20 protein-coding genes are annotated in these 16,985 nt (G+C 34.9%); 16 read left to right on the top strand and 4 right to left on the bottom strand.

Annotated elements, in window-relative coordinates; translation table 11 throughout:
• Window positions 1-45: 45 nt before the first annotated feature.
• The 10 genes from OL233_RS05015 to comGG all read left to right on the top strand — a co-directional run bounded on the left by OL233_RS05015 (window position 46) and on the right by comGG (window position 5,496).
• Entirely contained in the window at window positions 46-333 is a 288-nt protein-coding gene (locus OL233_RS05015) for a hypothetical protein (protein ID WP_275471277.1), read from the top strand.
• Window positions 311-835 (top strand): VanZ family protein, encoded by a 525-nt coding sequence (locus tag OL233_RS05010; RefSeq protein WP_275471276.1) that lies wholly within the window; start codon window positions 311-313, stop codon window positions 833-835. The genes OL233_RS05015 and OL233_RS05010 overlap by 23 nt, the downstream gene beginning before the upstream one ends.
• 23 nt (window positions 836-858) lie before the next feature.
• Entirely contained in the window at window positions 859-1,584 is a 726-nt protein-coding gene (locus OL233_RS05005) for a YebC/PmpR family DNA-binding transcriptional regulator (RefSeq protein ID WP_275471275.1), read from the top strand.
• Window positions 1,585-1,667: 83 nt separating this feature from the next.
• A complete protein-coding gene (gene comGA / locus OL233_RS05000; protein ID WP_275471274.1) occupies window positions 1,668-2,684 on the top strand; it encodes a competence type IV pilus ATPase ComGA in 1,017 nt (338 codons plus the stop codon).
• Window positions 2,665-3,690 carry a competence type IV pilus assembly protein ComGB gene (gene comGB / locus OL233_RS04995; RefSeq protein ID WP_275471273.1) on the top strand — a complete coding sequence of 342 codons (1,026 nt, stop codon included), beginning with the start codon at window positions 2,665-2,667 and terminating at the stop codon, window positions 3,688-3,690. Before comGA ends, comGB begins: the two co-directional genes overlap by 20 nt.
• A complete protein-coding gene (comGC, locus tag OL233_RS04990; RefSeq protein ID WP_275471272.1) occupies window positions 3,687-4,007 on the top strand; it encodes a competence type IV pilus major pilin ComGC in 321 nt (106 codons plus the stop codon). The genes comGB and comGC overlap by 4 nt, the downstream gene beginning before the upstream one ends.
• A complete protein-coding gene (gene comGD / locus OL233_RS04985) occupies window positions 3,988-4,446 on the top strand; it encodes a competence type IV pilus minor pilin ComGD (protein WP_275471271.1) in 459 nt (152 codons plus the stop codon). The genes comGC and comGD overlap by 20 nt, the downstream gene beginning before the upstream one ends.
• Entirely contained in the window at window positions 4,427-4,765 is a 339-nt protein-coding gene (locus OL233_RS04980) for a hypothetical protein (RefSeq protein ID WP_275471270.1), read from the top strand. Before comGD ends, OL233_RS04980 begins: the two co-directional genes overlap by 20 nt.
• Window positions 4,749-5,183, top strand: coding sequence for a competence type IV pilus minor pilin ComGF (comGF, locus tag OL233_RS04975; protein WP_275471269.1), 435 nt, complete (start codon window positions 4,749-4,751; stop codon window positions 5,181-5,183). Before OL233_RS04980 ends, comGF begins: the two co-directional genes overlap by 17 nt.
• The gene (gene comGG / locus OL233_RS04970) at window positions 5,146-5,496 is read left to right on the top strand and encodes a competence type IV pilus minor pilin ComGG (protein WP_275471268.1); all 351 of its coding nucleotides are present in this window, start codon (window positions 5,146-5,148) and stop codon (window positions 5,494-5,496) included. Before comGF ends, comGG begins: the two co-directional genes overlap by 38 nt.
• A 59-nt stretch (window positions 5,497-5,555) precedes the next feature.
• Here comGG and rpsD read toward each other — a convergent pair whose 3' ends face one another.
• The gene (gene rpsD / locus OL233_RS04965; protein WP_275471267.1) at window positions 5,556-6,167 is read right to left on the bottom strand and encodes a 30S ribosomal protein S4; all 612 of its coding nucleotides are present in this window, start codon (window positions 6,165-6,167) and stop codon (window positions 5,556-5,558) included.
• Window positions 6,168-6,576: 409 nt separating this feature from the next.
• Between rpsD and OL233_RS04960 the strand changes: the two genes are divergently transcribed.
• The 3 genes from OL233_RS04960 to OL233_RS04950 all read left to right on the top strand — a co-directional run bounded on the left by OL233_RS04960 (window position 6,577) and on the right by OL233_RS04950 (window position 8,602).
• The gene (locus OL233_RS04960; protein WP_275471266.1) at window positions 6,577-6,984 is read left to right on the top strand and encodes a CidA/LrgA family protein; all 408 of its coding nucleotides are present in this window, start codon (window positions 6,577-6,579) and stop codon (window positions 6,982-6,984) included.
• Window positions 6,962-7,666, top strand: a complete 705-nt coding sequence (locus tag OL233_RS04955; RefSeq protein WP_275471265.1) for an LrgB family protein — start codon at window positions 6,962-6,964, stop codon at window positions 7,664-7,666. Before OL233_RS04960 ends, OL233_RS04955 begins: the two co-directional genes overlap by 23 nt.
• Before the next feature lie 153 nt (window positions 7,667-7,819).
• Window positions 7,820-8,602 carry an HAD family hydrolase gene (locus OL233_RS04950; RefSeq protein ID WP_275471264.1) on the top strand — a complete coding sequence of 261 codons (783 nt, stop codon included), beginning with the start codon at window positions 7,820-7,822 and terminating at the stop codon, window positions 8,600-8,602.
• A gap of 35 nt (window positions 8,603-8,637) precedes the next feature.
• Here the strand turns inward: OL233_RS04950 and def are convergent, their stop codons facing one another.
• On the bottom strand, window positions 8,638-9,201 hold the full coding sequence (gene def, locus OL233_RS04945; RefSeq protein WP_275471263.1) for a peptide deformylase: 564 nt from the start codon (window positions 9,199-9,201) through the stop codon (window positions 8,638-8,640).
• Window positions 9,202-9,483: 282 nt separating this feature from the next.
• Between def and rpsO the strand changes: the two genes are divergently transcribed.
• Both rpsO and pnp read left to right on the top strand, forming a co-directional pair.
• Entirely contained in the window at window positions 9,484-9,753 is a 270-nt protein-coding gene (gene rpsO, locus OL233_RS04940; RefSeq protein ID WP_275471262.1) for a 30S ribosomal protein S15, read from the top strand.
• A 240-nt stretch (window positions 9,754-9,993) separates the two neighbouring features.
• A complete protein-coding gene (gene pnp / locus OL233_RS04935) occupies window positions 9,994-12,135 on the top strand; it encodes a polyribonucleotide nucleotidyltransferase (RefSeq protein WP_275471261.1) in 2,142 nt (713 codons plus the stop codon).
• 36 nt (window positions 12,136-12,171) lie between these two features.
• On the opposite strand, the gene OL233_RS04930 is transcribed toward pnp, so the two are convergent.
• Window positions 12,172-14,679: a glycosyltransferase gene (locus OL233_RS04930; RefSeq protein ID WP_275471260.1), complete on the bottom strand. Its 2,508-nt coding sequence runs from the start codon at window positions 14,677-14,679 to the stop codon at window positions 12,172-12,174.
• Window positions 14,680-14,928: 249 nt separating this feature from the next.
• Here OL233_RS04930 and OL233_RS04925 point away from each other — a divergent pair, with 249 nt between their 5' ends.
• The gene (locus OL233_RS04925) at window positions 14,929-16,062 is read left to right on the top strand and encodes a CDP-glycerol glycerophosphotransferase family protein (protein ID WP_275471259.1); all 1,134 of its coding nucleotides are present in this window, start codon (window positions 14,929-14,931) and stop codon (window positions 16,060-16,062) included.
• 30 nt (window positions 16,063-16,092) lie between these two features.
• Here OL233_RS04925 and OL233_RS04920 read toward each other — a convergent pair whose 3' ends face one another.
• Window positions 16,093-16,740, bottom strand: a complete 648-nt coding sequence (locus OL233_RS04920) for a pentapeptide repeat-containing protein (protein ID WP_275471258.1) — start codon at window positions 16,738-16,740, stop codon at window positions 16,093-16,095.
• Window positions 16,741-16,985 lie beyond the last annotated feature (245 nt).

The following is a 16,985-nucleotide window of genomic DNA, read 5'->3' as shown; positions in this document are numbered from 1 at the left end:
TATGGTACAGTTACGATAGAGAACTTATAGAAAGAAGGCATTTTTATGTTTGGTGTAAAAAGTTATATCAAAAAGAATTATGCAGGTGAAGAACAAGAGCGATTATTAAAGCTCTATACAAAATTTGCAGGTGTACTAAAAGGCAATTTTTATATTTGGGAAAATGAATTTTATGATTTAAGTAAAGAAGAACAAAATCACACAGGTTTAGAAGCATTTTTAACCAAAAAAATAAAACAAGTTATGGAAGCGGCTAAAGTGATTAGAGAAGAAGAGTTGTTGAAAGAACAGGCGGAAGAGGAAGAGGCAAGTGGCGAATTCAAAGAAGAGTAAGTATTTAAAGAATGGAAGTTTTTATTTAGGTGCAGCGTTACTAGTAGGTTTAATTTTATTTTTCAGTTCGTCACAGACGTATGAAGAGCAGTCGCAAGTTGGCTTACTTAGTAAGTTGCTAAGTGGTGAACCTTTTAAAGAACGACTGAGTCAGATTAGTTTTATGTATGGTGGAAGCCCTGTTAGTATAGAAGCGAGTGGTTATGCAAAATTTGTTGAGTTTTTTATCCGTAAAGCAGCCCATTTTATGAGTTTCTTTTTACTATCAGGTGCTTTATTTTTAGGACTAAGACCGAGATTGAAGAATTTAATGTTAACGGGAGTTGTGAGTTGGTTATCAGCTACAGGTTATGCAGCGCTTGATGAATGTCACCAAATGATTACAGGTGGACGTTCACCGATGTTTCAAGATGTTATTTTGGACAGTATTGGTGCGGCGACAGCAGGTATTATTTGTATATTAGTTTTTACAATTAGTACAAGTAGGAAGAAAAAATCATAATGGAATAGAAAGAGGTGTTTGGAATGGCAGGACATTCTAAATGGAAAAATATTCAAGGACGAAAAAATGCACAAGATGCGAAACGTGGAAAAGTATTTCAAAAATTATCGCGTGAAATTTATGTCGCAGCTAAAAGTGGTGGCCCTGATGCAGATACAAATCCCTCATTACGTCTGGTTTTAGATAAGGCTAAGTCTGCTAATATGCCAAATGATAATATTGAACGTGCGATAAAAAAAGCAACATCAGCCGGTGAAGGTGAAAATTATGATGAAGTAGTTTATGAGGGATATGGTCCAGCCGGTGTCGCTATTTTAGTTCATTGTCTGACGGATAATCGCAATCGTACAGGGACAAATATTCGTGTTGCTTTTAATAAAAATGGTGGGGCTTTAGGTGAGACGGGCTCTGTTAGTTATATGTTTGATAGAAAAGGTTATATTGCAATTGCTAGAGAAGACTTGGATCTGGATGAGGAAGACATGCTGATGTTAGTATTAGAAGCCGGTGCAGATGACTTACGAATAGAGGAAGATGTGTTTGAAGTGTATACGGAAGCTGGTGATTTTACAACGGTTCGTGATACGTTGAAAGCAGAAGGGTTGGAACTTGCTCAAGCCGAGTTAACAATGGAGTCACAAACGATGGTTGAATTATCCGAAGAGCATCAAGAAGTGTTAGAAAAACTGGTAGCAGCATTAGAAGAAGATGACGATGTATCAGAAGTATTTACATCTGCTGCTTTATAAAAAGACGACTTATTTTATAAGTTGTCTTTTTTTTTTCGTGAAATTTGGAGTTTATAGCATACTTTAATGCAAGGGAGGTAACTATGAACATAAAAGAGTTAGGAACACACTTGATGAAAGAAGGACAACGCTATAGAGCAAATGATTTGTATGTTTTACCCGTTGAGAAAGGGTATCGAATTGTATTTCGCCGAGGGAATACTCAATTTTTACCAATGGTTGTAAGTGAAGATGACGGTAAGCAATTGATATTATTTTTTAAGTACATGGCGGATATGGATGTGTCTGAAAAAAGAAGAGGGCAGATGGGAGCAGCAAATGTTGAGTTATCTGAAGTCACACAAACTGTTAGGATACGCTTGTCTACAGTAGCAGATTTTAAGAATAAGGAAAGCTTAGTCATACGATTTTTAGGTTATTTTACAGAGGAGAGTCCTTACCGTTTGTTTTTTCCTAATCAGTGGCAAGGTCTCTCTATAAATGTAAAGAAAAGAGGACTTTATCTATTTTGCGGACCAACAGGATCGGGTAAAACGAGTACAATGTACCGACTAGTAAACGACATCGTGAAAGACAGTGAACAGGTGATTTGTATCGAAGATCCCGTCGAAATAGAGGTGGCTAATTTTTTACAATTGCAGGTTAACGAAAAAATTGGAATGACGTATGATTCATTAATAGCGGTATGTTTGAGGCACCGACCAGATATTTTGATAGTTGGTGAAATAAGAGATAGTGAAACGGCAAGGGCTGTTATTAGGAGCGCGTTGACTGGGCATATGGTTTTCTCAACAGTTCATGCTAGAAGTAAACATCATGTTATTGAGCGATTAGTTGAGTTGGGAGTAACACGTAATGAAATTAATCAGTGTTTGGAAGGGGTTATATATCAACGCTTACTTCCTATTTATTGTCCTTATTGTGGCGAGCAGTCATGTAAGAAAGGGTGTTTAGGCAAAGGGGAGGGAGCGATTTTTGATACGTTATTTGGTGAAGAACTTCTTGCGGGAGAGGACTTTAAGACGTGGCGACACACGTTGCAAAAGGCTTGGGCATATGGTTTTATATCTAAAACAAATTATGACCAAGAAGCGCTATAGTAAACATAAAAAGAGGAGGCAACAAGCGGCTTTTTTAAAATTATTAGATGATTTATTGCGTAACGGGTTTAGTATTCAGGAGAGTTTATCTTATATAGTAACGATTAAAGCAGAATCAGCTTATCTAGCTGAACAGCTTCGACTAGATTTGGCTGAAGGAATAAGTTTATCTTCCGGTTTGGCAAAATCAAAATTCGAGTCGCAACAAGTCATGTTGTTATATTTAGCAGAAACACATGGTGATTTAGAAGGGACTCTTTCATTAATACATAAACAGGTCTTGGATAGGGAACGTCAGTTGGTAGAGTTAAAAAGAGTCCTGGCTTATCCTAGTTTACTTATCTTTTTCTTAGTAGGTGTTATGTTGATGATGAAAAGTGTTATCTTACCTCAATTAGGACTCAACAAAGAGGTGAAAGATTTACCGTTAGGACAAAAAATGATTGATAATGCTCCTACGTTGGTGATTAGTATTATTTTGTTAGCTGTAGTTAGCGTGCTTATAATTAATTATTCTTTTAAGAGTAAAAGTATGATTAGTAAGATTGTTTTTTGGTCAAAGATTCCTTTAGTGAGACAAATTATTCAAAGATACTATACCTCTTTTTTTGCAAGTGAATTAGGAAAATTACTGAATCAAGGCTTAGAGTTGAAACAAATTGTTCATTTGATGTCGGAAGTAGATGAACAAACGTTATTAAAAGAGGTTGCAATAGAAATTGGGAAAGAACTTGAAGAGGGACATTCGATATTATTTCCAATAAGGCGATGGTGCTTTTTTCGAAAAGAGTTGGTTTGGATTATAGAGCAAGGGGAAATGAAGGGGAATTTGGGAGACGAATTACAAGTTTACGGTAAACAATTATGGGAGGAATTGAACGATAATGTCTTGCGTTTATTTTCATGGATTCAGCCCATTATTTTCATATTAGTTGCGTTACTTATTGTGTTAGCTTATGGTTCTCTCTTGTTACCTATTTATCAAGAGATGGAGGGGATGTTATGAAAAATATGTTTAAAGGTAAACATGCACATAAAGCGTTTGATGGATTTACATTAATAGAGATGTTAGTTGTGTTATTTGTGATATCGGTATTGGTTCTTTTATTTGTACCTAATCTAGCTTCTCAACGTGTAAAGATTGAAGATCAAGGGAAAATTGCCTTTGAGAAAGTTATCAAAACGCAAGTAGAATTATTTGAAATGAATGAAACGATAGAAGTGTCTTATGAAAATTTAGTTAAAGAGCACTATTTAACTAAAAGCCAAGCTGACAAAGCGATTTCATGGCATATTTCTTTAGATGATGATACCGGAAAATAGAGCGTGGTCAGGTTTTACCTTACTAGAAATGATTTTAGTTTTATTTGTAGTGTCGGTTATTATGCTAGTCCCGAGTATGAAGATACCTAATATGGAACGCGCATTAACTGACATTTTTTTCTTTGAAGAATTTGAGAGGTTAATTCAAGTGACACAAGAATCTGCTGTTTTTTCAGGACAAGCTTGCCGAATTGTTATGAAAAAAGGGTCTAATGAGATACTGTTTGATTACGTTTTAAGTACAGGCGGTAAGAGACATTCCTATATAGAAATCCCTGAAACTATAAAGGCTCAAACTGATACATTTGTGACTTTTTTAGGTGAGACAGGAACGCTTAGTAAAGTCACGAAGTTCAAATTTTTAGTAGTTAAGTCTAATAAAACAGTAGTTTATCAGTTTTATTTGGGAAGTGGTAAATTTGTTAAAAAAGAAAATTAAGACGAAGCAATTTGGAGGATATATTTTATTAGAGAGTAGTGTAGCGTTAGGATTAATAACATTTATAATAGTGACGATAGTGCCGCTCTTTGTTTTTATAAATCATCAGCGTGAGTTAGATAGTAGTAAGATGGAAATGGCGAGATATTTATATGAGGAAACGGAATTAATTAGAAGAAGTAAACCTGTTATTGGAGAAAAGAAGAGCGGTCGTTTTATAATGAGTATGGACTATCGTAAGGATGAAAAAGGGATTATGACGCTAACGGTAAAAGGAAAGGATAAACAAATGGTTGTTATTAGTGAAGGGAAAAATTAAATGGTCAGGATTTACTCTTATAGAGAGTATTGTGGGGTTAGCGGTCGTCTCTCTAATGGTTATATTATTGAATATGCTAATTAAGGTGGAAACGAAAACGATTGAGTCAATTCAACAAAAATCTGAAATGAACTGGCATGTTTTTCTTAGTCAACTAGAATACAATAGTAATGATTGGGAATTTAAGGAAGTTAAACAAAACAGGCTCTATTTTTTAGAAAAGTCTGATAAAGGAAATGAAACTGTTATAGTGATTGAAAAGTATGCCAATCAACTGAAGGAACGTAAAAATGGAGGTTATAACCCCCTACTTATGGGAGTTGAAGCATGCACTTTTAGTAAAGTTGGTTATGGGGTGATAATAGATGTGACTATGGAAGATGGTAAAAAATTTAAAAGTATATTTCCGCAATGGTAATAGTTTTTCAGGCGGGATTCTTCCTTCTGTAGTGATAGTTTTTCTACTTCTATCTTTTGTTTTATTAAAATTTTTGACAGTGTATCGAGATGAATCGGAAATGTTTAGGCAAGTCACGCATTACTATGAAGGAAAAATATTAGAAGAGTTAACGATTAAACAGTTGTTAGAAGAGGATATTTTATCAGAGGAAGGAAGCTATTCTTATAATTTAGGAGTAGTGAAGTATACGATTATGAAAAAAGAGGTAGAATTTGATATTGTGCTTAATTCTGGTATGAGTTATACGAGGATTGAAAAATATAATAGATAATAAAAAAACTGTTTTCGTATAAAACGAAAACAGTTTTTTTGTAACTTGTAAGACGGATCTTAAAGTTTTTTGTTGTAGAATTCAACGATGAATGACTCATCAATTTCTTGAGATAATTCTTCGCGTTCAGGTAAGCGAGATAAGCTACCTTCTAATTTTTCTTCATCAAAAGTAACGTAAGCAGGGCGTCCTAGAGCAGTTTCTAAAGCACCTTTAACGATTGTTAAGTTTTGTGATTTTTCACGTAATGAGATCACTTGACCAACTGCTACTTGGTATGAAGGGATATCAACGCGTTTGCCATCAACCATGATATGACCGTGGTTTACTAATTGACGTGCTTGACGACGAGTAGTAGCTAAACCTAATTGGTAAACAACATTATCTAAACGTTGTTCTAATAAGATCATGAAGTTAACACCGTGTTTACCTTCTTTAATTTTTCCAGCTTTAACGAATGTGTTAACGAATTGACGTTCGTTCATTCCGTACATGTTACGTAATTTTTGTTTTTCAGCCATTTGTAAACCGTATTCTGATTTTTTACCGCGGCTGTTTGGTCCGTGTTGACCTGGAGCGTAAGGGCGACGAGCTAACTCTTTCCCTGTTCCTGATAATGAGATTCCTAAACGACGTGAAATTTTCCAACTTGGTCCTGTATAACGTGACATAATATAATTCCTCCAATAATGTTTTTTTGGAGTAAAATAATTTCTTGAAAATATTAGTATTCGTTCAGTTCAACCTTCAATCTTCACCGTTGCAGCCGTGGTTACGCAATTGAACCTCTCGGGCGCTAAACTGTTGACGAGTTACTTATTTTCTAGCTGCTTATTTTACACAAAGTCTATTATACGATAGTAATAGTGAAATATCAAGGGTTAGTATCAGGTTCTATTTTAAAAAAATGAGTAAATTTCTCCATGGTATTATACTTTTAAAGTAAGGGTTTTCACAAAGGCTTAGTGTAGTGAGTCACAATGGTTTGTATAAGGGATTGTTAATATAAAACCTTTAAAATAACGTTTCATGTGAAGTAATTCTGCTATATAATAAATGAGAACGTTAGGAGGAGAGAAAATGAAGTTGTTTAAAGAGTTTTTATTGATTATTAGTTTTTCTTATTTAGGGGAAATTGTATCAAAGCTATTTAAATTACCTATCCCCGGAAGTGTGATTGGCATGCTTTTACTATTCGCAGCTCTGTACTTTAAGTTTGTGAAAGTAGATGATGTTGATACGGTTGGGACCTTCTTATTAGATAATTTAAGTATTTTATTTTTACCAGCAGGAGTCGGTATTATGGTCGATTTCGATTTGGTTAAGGATAATTGGTTTAGTCTGTTATTGATGACTATTGTATTAACAGGTTTAACAATGGCGGTCGTTGGTCGTGTCGTTCAATTTGTTAAACGGAAATATGAAGGTGATTTAGCAGGGTTAAACGAAGAGGAGGAGCATGGGCATGTTACAAGAATTGACGAGTAATTATTTATTTGGTTTAGTTTTATCGATTGCTGTATTTTTATTAGCGAGAGAATTAGCAGCTAAGTTAAAGTTACCGATTTTTAATCCGCTGATTGTCTCTATCTTAGTAGTGATTGCATTTTTAAAGCTAACAAACATTCCATATGAAAATTATAATCGTGGCGGCAGTATCTTAACAATGTTAATTGCACCAGCGACTGTAGCTATAGCTATTCCATTGTATAAATCATTTCATTTGTTAAAATACCATGTGCGTTCAATCATGGCAGGAATTATTGTAGGCTCATTTTTCAGTACATTTATTACAGCTATTACGGCTATTTTATTTAAATATAGTCCAGAATTAACGGCGTCGGTATTGCCCAAATCTGTCACAACAGCAATCGCATCAGAGATTGCCGTTAAAATGGGTGGCATTCCAACGATTACTATTATTGTAGTAATCATCTCGGGTATCATGGGTGCAATTATTGGACCTACCGTTCTTAAGTGGGCAAAAATTGAAGAGCCGGTTGCTAAAGGAATAGCGTTAGGAACATCAGCCCATGCGATTGGCACCTCTAAAGCGATGGAGCTTGGAACAGTTGAAGGAGCAATGTCAGGCTTAGCGATTGGTGTAGCGGGTGTCGTGACGGTGGTCGCTGCGCCGCTTACTTTAAAAGTTGTTGCATTATTTATATAGAATAAAAAACAGTCGAGTACATACTAGGCTGTTTTTTTGTTTTACGGTGGAAAAGTTGCATCATAAAGTGATTTAGCATACCATAAAGAGGCAAGTCAAAATGAGTAAAGTATTTTCAATAATAGATAGAAAAGTAAGGGGAATGGACAAGGTATGACTAAAAAATTAATAGCATTTGATATTGATGGGACATTGTACACATCAGATCGTAAAATTTTGGATAGTAGTTTACGTGTGTTGAGAGAATTAGAAGAAGCAGGCCATTATGTAACGGTTGCGACTGGACGTAGTTATTTTACTGCCCAAGAAGCACTTAAAGAATTAGGTGTTAAAAATTACATATTGTGTAATGGAGCATATGCGTATGAAAATCATGAGTTATCTCATAGTTTTCCTATTGATAAAGAAGAGTTAAAAGAAATCGTTGCGATGGCAAATGAAAAAAATATAGACATTCTCTATCAAACAGAGCGTGAAGTGAAACAACAAAAAGAATTTAGAGAACAAAGTGATCGTCAGAAAAAAGTAGGATATGAGCATTTCAAACCATCATTTGAATTTGATATTGATAAGGAAAAAGCGATTTATCAAGCTATTATGTTCTGTAAAGCTGATCAAGAGGAATTTTTCACACCGTTACTTGATAAATTAAGATTTACACGTTGGGTATCTGACGGGGTAGATGTCGTTTCAAAACATGGTTCAAAAGCAGAAACCTTAAAAGTTATTGCTAAAGATAAAGGAATTTCTGAAAAAGATATTATTGCATTTGGTGATGGTGAAAATGACATTGAAATGCTAAATCTTGCAGGTTTAGGTGTTGTAATGGGAAATGCCTCTGACTTAGTAAAAGGGCATGGAGACTATATAACTAAGAGTAATGATGAACATGGCATTTTGCATGCAGCTATTGAGCATGGTCTAATTCAGAAATAAAAAAGACGCTTCCGCAAAAGGGAGCGTCTTTTTATTTAGTCAATAATTAAAACATCTTTGTTAATTGCGAAAGGTTGAACTTTGTTGATGTGATCGTAGAACATGACACCATTTAAATGGTCAATTTCATGTTGGATAACAATAGCATCGTAGTTTTTGAATTTTTTCTTTTGCGTTTCGCCGTTAACATCAGTATAAGTTACTGTAATACGTGCATGTCGGACAACATAGCCAGGAACTTCACGATCTACTGATAAGCAACCTTCACCATCACGCAGGCAAGCATCTTGAACAGTATGGCTAATGATTTTAGGATTAATCATCACATCGCTAAAAGTGGGTTCGTTAATTTCAGGGTCCATGTTGGGAATGTGAACAGCAATCATGCGTTTTTTCTTATCAAGTTGAGGGGCAGCAAGACCAACACCACCACGTAAGTTATACTTTTCAGCGATTTCGGGATCTTGACTATTCTTTAAGAATGTTAACATCTCATCGGCTAGAGTTTTATCGTCGTCAGATAGAGGTAGTTCAACTTCTGGAACAACTTCTCTAAGTGTGGGGTTACCTTCACGGATAATATCCTTCATTGTAATCATAATTAGTATCTCTCCTTATTCTTTAAATGACGTAAAAAATATAGTTGTACGTCATTTTTCATCACTATATTGTATCATAAAATAGTGAAAAAAGAATAAAAAGTGGCTGAAGTTATTGTCGACTAAAAAAGGGGAGAAATAGGGATTTTAACTTGCATTTAGATAGGGCTTAAGGTAAAGTAAGAATGTACGATTTAACTCGTATGACCCACTACTTGGTTTATCGAGTCACCAACGGTTTACTCAGTTTTCGGGTGAAACTATAGAAAGAGGTGGATACACATGGCAATGTCAAAAGAGCAAAAAAATGAAATCATCAAAGAGTACGCACGTAAAGAAGGAGATACTGGTTCACCAGAAGTACAAATCGCTGTATTAACTGCTGAAATCAATCACCTAAATGAGCATTCTCAAACACACAAAAAAGATCACCATTCATACCGTGGTTTAATGAAAAAAGTTGGACACCGTCGTAACCTATTAGCTTACTTACGTAACAACGATGTAGCTCGTTACCGCGAATTAATCCAAAAATTAGGTTTACGTCGTTAATCATAACTGACAACCTACTCGAAAGTGAGGTTCATTATGAATCTCGCTTTCTTTTGTTTTTTATTTACAGATAGAAAGTAAAAGTAGAAATGGAACAAAGGCGAGTATTCCAAAGGGATAGTCGTTTATATATAATTAAAGGGTGACGATAACCGCTACTATGCAAATGAGATGATCTGACTACATCAGACCCTGTCATTTGTTTAGTAGTTGCTGTCCCCCTAAAAAGGAGAAGATAATATGGTAAGTTCAGAAAAAAAAGTTTTTTCAATGGATTGGGGCGGACGTCCGCTATCAGTTGAGGTAGGCCAATTAGCCAAACAAGCAAACGGATCAGTTTTAGTTCGTTATGGGGATACAGTTGTATTAACTGCAGCAGTAGGATCAAAAGAGCCTAAAGATGTTGATTTCTTTCCGTTAACAGTTAACTACGAAGAGAAAATGTACGCAGCAGGTAAAGTACCTGGTGGCTTTATCAAACGTGAAGGTCGCCCGAGTGAGCATGCAACATTAACCGCTCGTTTAATTGACCGTCCGATTCGTCCGATGTTCGCGGAAGGATTCCGTAATGACGTTCAAATCACTAATATTGTAATGAGTGTTGATCAAAACTGTACACCTGAAATGTCAGCTATGTTAGGTTCATCATTAGCATTATCAATTTCAGATATCCCATTCAATGGCCCTATTGCTGGAGTAAACGTTGGTCGTATTAACGGTGAGTATGTGTTGAATCCAACTGTTGAACAAACTGAATTGTCAGATATCGAGTTAAGCGTAGCTGGTACAAAAGATGCGATTAACATGGTAGAAAGTGGCGCTAAAGAAGTATCTGAAGAAGATATGTTAGGTGCATTATTATTCGGGCATGCTGCTATTAAAGAATTAGTTGCTTTCCAAGAAAAAATTGCTGCTGAAGTTGGCAAAGAAAAAATGGAAATCAAATTATTACAAATTTCTGAAGAATTAGAAACTGAAATCAATGATGCTTACAAAGCTCGCATGGTTGAAGCAATCCAAACTGAAGAAAAATTAGCCCGTGAAGATAATATCGACGCTGTTAAAAAAGAAATCATCGAAACTTACGAAGAAAAATTCGCAGGTGAAGAAGATGCTGCGAAACGTATGAAAGAAGTACGTCAAATCGCAGAAGATATGGAAAAAAATGAAGTACGTCGTTTAATCACAATTGATAAAGTACGTCCTGATGGTCGTAAAATTGATGAGATTCGTCCGCTTGCAAGTGAAGTAGGTATTTTACCTCGCGTTCATGGTTCAGGATTATTCACTCGTGGTCAAACACAAGCGTTATCTACTGTAACATTAGCGCCATTAGGTGAGCACCAAATTATTGATGGTTTAGGTTCTGAGGAAACAAAACGTTTCATCCATCATTATAACTTCCCTCAATTCTGTGTTGGATCAACAGGTCCTACTCGTGCCCCAGGTCGTCGTGAAATTGGTCACGGTGCTTTAGGTGAACGTGCTATGGCTCAAGTTATTCCATCAGAAGAAGAATTCCCATACATGATTCGTGTGGTTTCTGAAGTATTAGAATCAAATGGGTCATCCTCTCAAGCAAGTATCTGTGGTGGTATCTTAGCGCTTATGGATGCTGGTGTACCAATTAAAGCACCTGTAGCTGGTATTGCAATGGGTCTTGTAATGGACGGAGATAACTATACAGTTTTAACAGATATTCAAGGTCTTGAAGATCACCTAGGCGACATGGACTTTAAAGTTGCAGGTACTGAAGCGGGTATTACTGCTTTACAAATGGATATCAAAATTGAAGGTATCACTGAACAAATCTTAACTGAAGCGTTAGCACAAGCTAAAAAAGCTCGTATGGAAATTCTTAATGTGATTACATCTGCGATTGCTGAACCTCGTGAAGAGTTAAGTGAATACGCTCCTAAGATTGAAATGATCCAAATCAATCCTGATAAGATCAAGACAGTCATTGGTAAAGGTGGCGACACAATCAATTCAATCATTGAAGAAACTGGCGTTAAGATTGACATTGACCAAGAAGGTAACGTAAGTATTGCAGCAGTTGATGCGGCAATGATTAAACGTGCTATCGAAATTATTGAAGAGTTAACAAGAGAAGCTAAAGTAGGTGAAACTTACAAGGCGACTGTTGTCCGTGTTGAAAAATTTGGTGCATTCGTTAACTTATTCAAAGGTAAAGATGCTCTAGTTCATATCTCTCAATTAGCACATGAACGTGTTGCTAATACGGAAGATGTTGTTAAAATGGGTGATGTTATCGATGTTAAAGTTACAGAAATCGATAAACAAGGCCGTGTTAATGCTTCTCGTAAAGAGTTATTACCAAAACCAGAAGTTAAAAAAGAAGAAAAATCAGAAGATAAATAAAAAATAAGCCTACTCCAATTGGAGTAGGCTTATTTTTTATTTAAGTTGTTCTAACATACTTTCGAACATCATAAGAGCTTTTTTATCATAAGCGTGTGCATCAAATTTTTTGTATGTTGTGGAAGAATCTGAAACAGTTATCATTTTTTTAGCTAAGCCAATATCAGTGGCTTCTACTAATTCACCATAGCCTTCTTTTAATATGTTATCTGGTCCTGGAATATCTGTGGAGATAACTTTTAGTCCAACAGCTAGCGCTTCTAAAATAACTAACGCCTGTCCTTCGTAAGAAGAAGTCAAGACGAATATATCGCATTTTTTTAGTAAGAAGAAAGGATTTGACATATGACCAACAAAGATAACGTGATCAGCCAATTGTAAAGAATTAACTAAGTTAACCAGTGAATTTTTTTGTGGTCCATCACCTATAATATAGAGCGTGCTATTTGGCTTTTCTTCTACGACTTTTGAAAATGCTTTAATTAATAGTGCTTGGTTTTTTTCGGGAGATAAGCGTCCTAGTGTAACATAATTGGTATGTGTTGTTCTAGGTTCGGGGATGCCTTTAACTATAACAACACCTTGGGGATCTTCGTCCATAACAGTATCGGTTAGTAAAGTGTGACCATCAATTGTAAAGTCAGAAAATTGATCTTCAAGTTCTGAAATACGTTCAGCGTCCAAGTAGTTGACAACATAAGTCATTTTATCAGTAACACGGAGCTTGCCCCCTAGTTTTTTAAGGTTAGCTTGGTAACTTGTTTCAGAAACAGAGACTAACTTATCGAAATAAGGATATATAGAAAACATAGCTTGTAAGTTTAAACGATTTGGTCTTTTTTTCTTAACAACTCGTTCTTTATCTTTTTCCATATCACTGTGCATGAAGACTGCTTTATGGTCAGCGTCGCTAAATCCTAAAATAGCACCGTAATATGCGCTATATCCGCTGAAATCTATTGCTTTATTATAGTGAACATTTCCTACTAAACGATGGAATTCGTTATTGAATATTTTAGGGATATTGAATTTTTTGGTTATGCCATTGTATCCTCTATTAAGGAAAAATTTATAACCGTATTGATCTTGAATTGTTGCATTAATTCGATTTCCGACAGGGAATAGTAAAGTTATCTCAGGGTGTAATCGTTCTAGTAAATAGAGAGCACCAGGATTTTTCTTAAGGTTTGTAGGGACTACGACTGTAACATGGTATTTATCATAATCAAGTTGATTGGACATTCTAATGAAAGATTCAGAAATACCGTTGTTTTTGAAAAGACCACTGTAAAATAAGAGTTTTTCTTTTTTTGTGACAGTTTTATAGGTTGAACCTACAGTTAAATCTATATTAAAGAAAGCTTTATCAATGATGCGTTTTGAAACGTTGCCATCGTCATAGGGAGAGAAGCGTTTGATTTCTTGCTCATAGTGTAATGGCTTTGAGTTGCTTTCAGATAATATAGCGGTAGCTAGTTCTTCTATAGTATGACTTTTAGTACCAGGTAGTTCATTTTGTTCTAGGTAAAATCCACGACCATTTTCAAATTCCTCATAATTTTTAAAGTAAAAATGAATAGGTTTTTGAAGGGGTAGATAGTCAAAAAAGATACTAGAATAGTCTGTAATTAGGTGGTCAGCAATGCTTAGTAACTCATTAGTATCGATGGAATTATCAATTAATGTGACAGCTGTTGTCATTTCTTTTATAGCGTTGTATTCCAAATAATGAGCTTTTAAGCAGACCAAGTAGTCTGATCCAAGTTGTTTTTGTAGATTTATAACATCAGTTGCAAGTTGTCCACCTGTGACAGTAGCGTTTTTTATAAAGTCGTTCCATGTTGGAGCATAAAGAACAATTTTTTTATCTAAAGGCAAATTAAGCTGGGCTTTAATTTTAGTAATGTCTGTACCAAACATCATATCTGTTCTAGGCATACCAGTTTCAATAACTACACCAGAAAAGAGGTCATAAGCATCTTGGCTATTTAAAATAGTTGTAGTTGTGAATTTTGATGGGGAGATAAAATAATCAGTGTGGAGCATGTTTTTCATAACATTTTTATGGGCTCCGACGGGAGTGTGCTGAATATCTTTTCCGATTGTTTTATAAGGTGTACCATGCCAAGCCATAATGTAGGTTTGCCCGTCTGTGCGTTTGTTAAAATAATGTGGGAATGTTGTATCTGTAACAAGATATTCAGAACGTGCAAGTGCTTCTGGATAAGCTGTAGATTCTCGTTTGATAAATTTAACATTTTTAGCGGACTTGTATTTTACTTGTATTGAATCAAAAGAATCAAGGCTCCAAATAAAGGTGAAGTCTTTAAAACGTGTGTCTTGATATATTTCTTGGAATAAGGCATAGCTATTTCCTGTCATACTTTTTCCAAGGTAAGCTTCAAATAAAATTGTTTTCTTTTTAATCGGTTTTTTTGAAGCACGGGCATAAGTTAAAAGCATCTTTTTAGCTTTATTTTTTATGGGTGATAACGCTGGTTCTACGATGAAACCTAAACGTCTTTTCATGATTTTAAAATTCATTATCAGAACTCCTCAATATAGTGATGGTGATTATTAGCTTAATTCAAATGTAAATTAGCTAGAAAAAGACTAGTCTAACATTACAATTATAATAGATATAAAGGGAAAGTCAAACTTATAAAAGCGGTGAAAAATCAATGTATTGTACATCTTACTGTATTGCTTGATATAGTGACTAGTGATATTATATTAAGGATAGCTGTTTATTGTTAAGAATTTTAATGTACAGGTAAAAAGGAGTAGGAAAAAATGAAGCGTTCAGAAAAAATTGCAAAAAAATTAAGTACCTTTTTGGCTACAGTAGTACCTGTTAATAAAAAAATTATGGTATTTGAAAGTTTTTTAGGAAGACAATATAGTGACAATCCGAGAGCGATGTATGAATACATTAAAGAGCACTATCCGGAATATAAATGTTACTGGAGTGTAGATGTTGCAGAACAAAAAAAATTTGAAAATAAAGGTTTAAATATTATAAAAAAAGGAACGATTAGATGGTTCTTTACAATGGCGCGTGCAAAGTATTGGATTTCTAATAGTCGTATACCATTATGGGTGATAAAACCTAAAAAGACGATATACGTACAAACTTGGCATGGGACACCTTTGAAAAAACTAGCGATTGATATGGATGATGCTAATATTTATCCATCGTGGAATAGACCTATACCGTATAAAAAAGCTTTTTCACTGGAATCAAGCCGTTGGAATTATCTGATTTCTCCTAATAAGTATTCAACAAATATCTTTAGGCGTTGTTTTGATTTTGAAAATGAGATGATTGAATCAGGTTATCCAAGAAATGATTATCTGATTAATGGTAATAACGAAGAAAATATTAATCATATAAAAAAAGCGTTAAACATTCCGTTAGATAAAAAGATTATTATGTATGCTCCGACATGGAGAGACAGTTTTACTTTTAATTTGCCACTTAGCCTTACAAACATGAAAAAAGAGCTAGGTGATGAGTACTACGTTATCTTTAGACTCCATTATCTTGTGAAGCACACATCTGAATTGATTGGTCATGAAGACTTTATTCAAAATGTAACAAGTTACAATGATATAAGTGACTTGTACTTAATTAGTGATGTATTAATTACGGATTACTCAAGCGTATTCTTTGATTATGCAGTGCTAAAACGCCCGATGATTTTCCATTGTTTTGATATGGATTTATACAAAAATGATCTGAGAGGCTTTTATTTTGATTTTGAAAAGAAGGCTCCCGGTCCGATTGTAACTACAACAGATGAATTAATTGATGCTGTTAAACGTGTAGACCAACAAGAAATATCATTAGAATTTCTCGATCAGTTTGCATCGCTAGAAGATGGTAAGGCAACAGAACGTGTTGTCGAGCGGATTTTAGAAAAATAAAAGACAAAGCTCGTAGGAGCTTTGTCTTTTTTAATACTCAACCGTTAGGCCAAGTTCTGTTGCGATGACTTCAGATTGTAGGGCACTGATTGTTAGACCACTTAATTTTTCTGGAGAAAAGGCAATTTTTTCAAAGGTGCAACTGGATAAGTTTAAGCCAGCTAAAGAAGTATTAAACCAGCTACTACCTGTTAGGTTACATTGATTAAGTGTGAGATGTTGCCAAGTAATTTCGTAAAAATCACTTTCTTTTAATGAACAATTTTTGAAGTTGATAATTTTAAGTGTCGCGTAGGCATACGAAGATAAGTCATTGATACAGTCGATAAATTGCACGTCTTTTAGCGTTCCTTCAGCAAAATTAGAACCCGTTAAACGGCAGTTTTTAAAGATAACACGTATAAAGGAACAACCTATCATTTCACAATTGGAAAAATCACAATTTTCAAAAATAGTATCTTGGACTTCAAAATTTTTAAATAAGCTAGAGCTAAAATGAGTCCCTATAAAATGGGACTGTTCTATTGCTTGGTAAGAAGTAGTTTGACAGCTAAAATCAGAAGACGCATCAATATGTCCTGTAATAAGAGAATCTTCTTCTAAATAACAGATCTCTTCTGATAGGATTTTGGGAACTTTTGGTTGGATAGGTATTTTTACTTTAGTAGGTTTAGCCATAATGAGCCCCCTTTTAAATTTACTAGTAGTGTACCATAAGTTTATCCGTTATAGGAGATGAAAAGTTATTGACAATATATTGAAAACTTGCTATACTTATGAGGTTGAGAATTAAGCAGAAGCACCCGCTTCTCGCCTTAGTAGATAATAATCTCTGGGCTAGATAGTTTTTCTTTTAATCGTTAAAGATTAAAATGAAAGTATGCGGGGGTCTTCAAAAAAGAAGGCTCTTTTTTTCTGTATTA

Origin of the sequence: Vagococcus proximus (assembly GCF_029143285.1) — a bacterium.
GTDB lineage: Bacteria > Bacillota > Bacilli > Lactobacillales > Vagococcaceae > Vagococcus_D > Vagococcus_D proximus.
The sequence above is the reverse complement of the archived record's forward strand: the minus strand, read 5'-3'. Positions and strand labels throughout refer to the sequence as shown.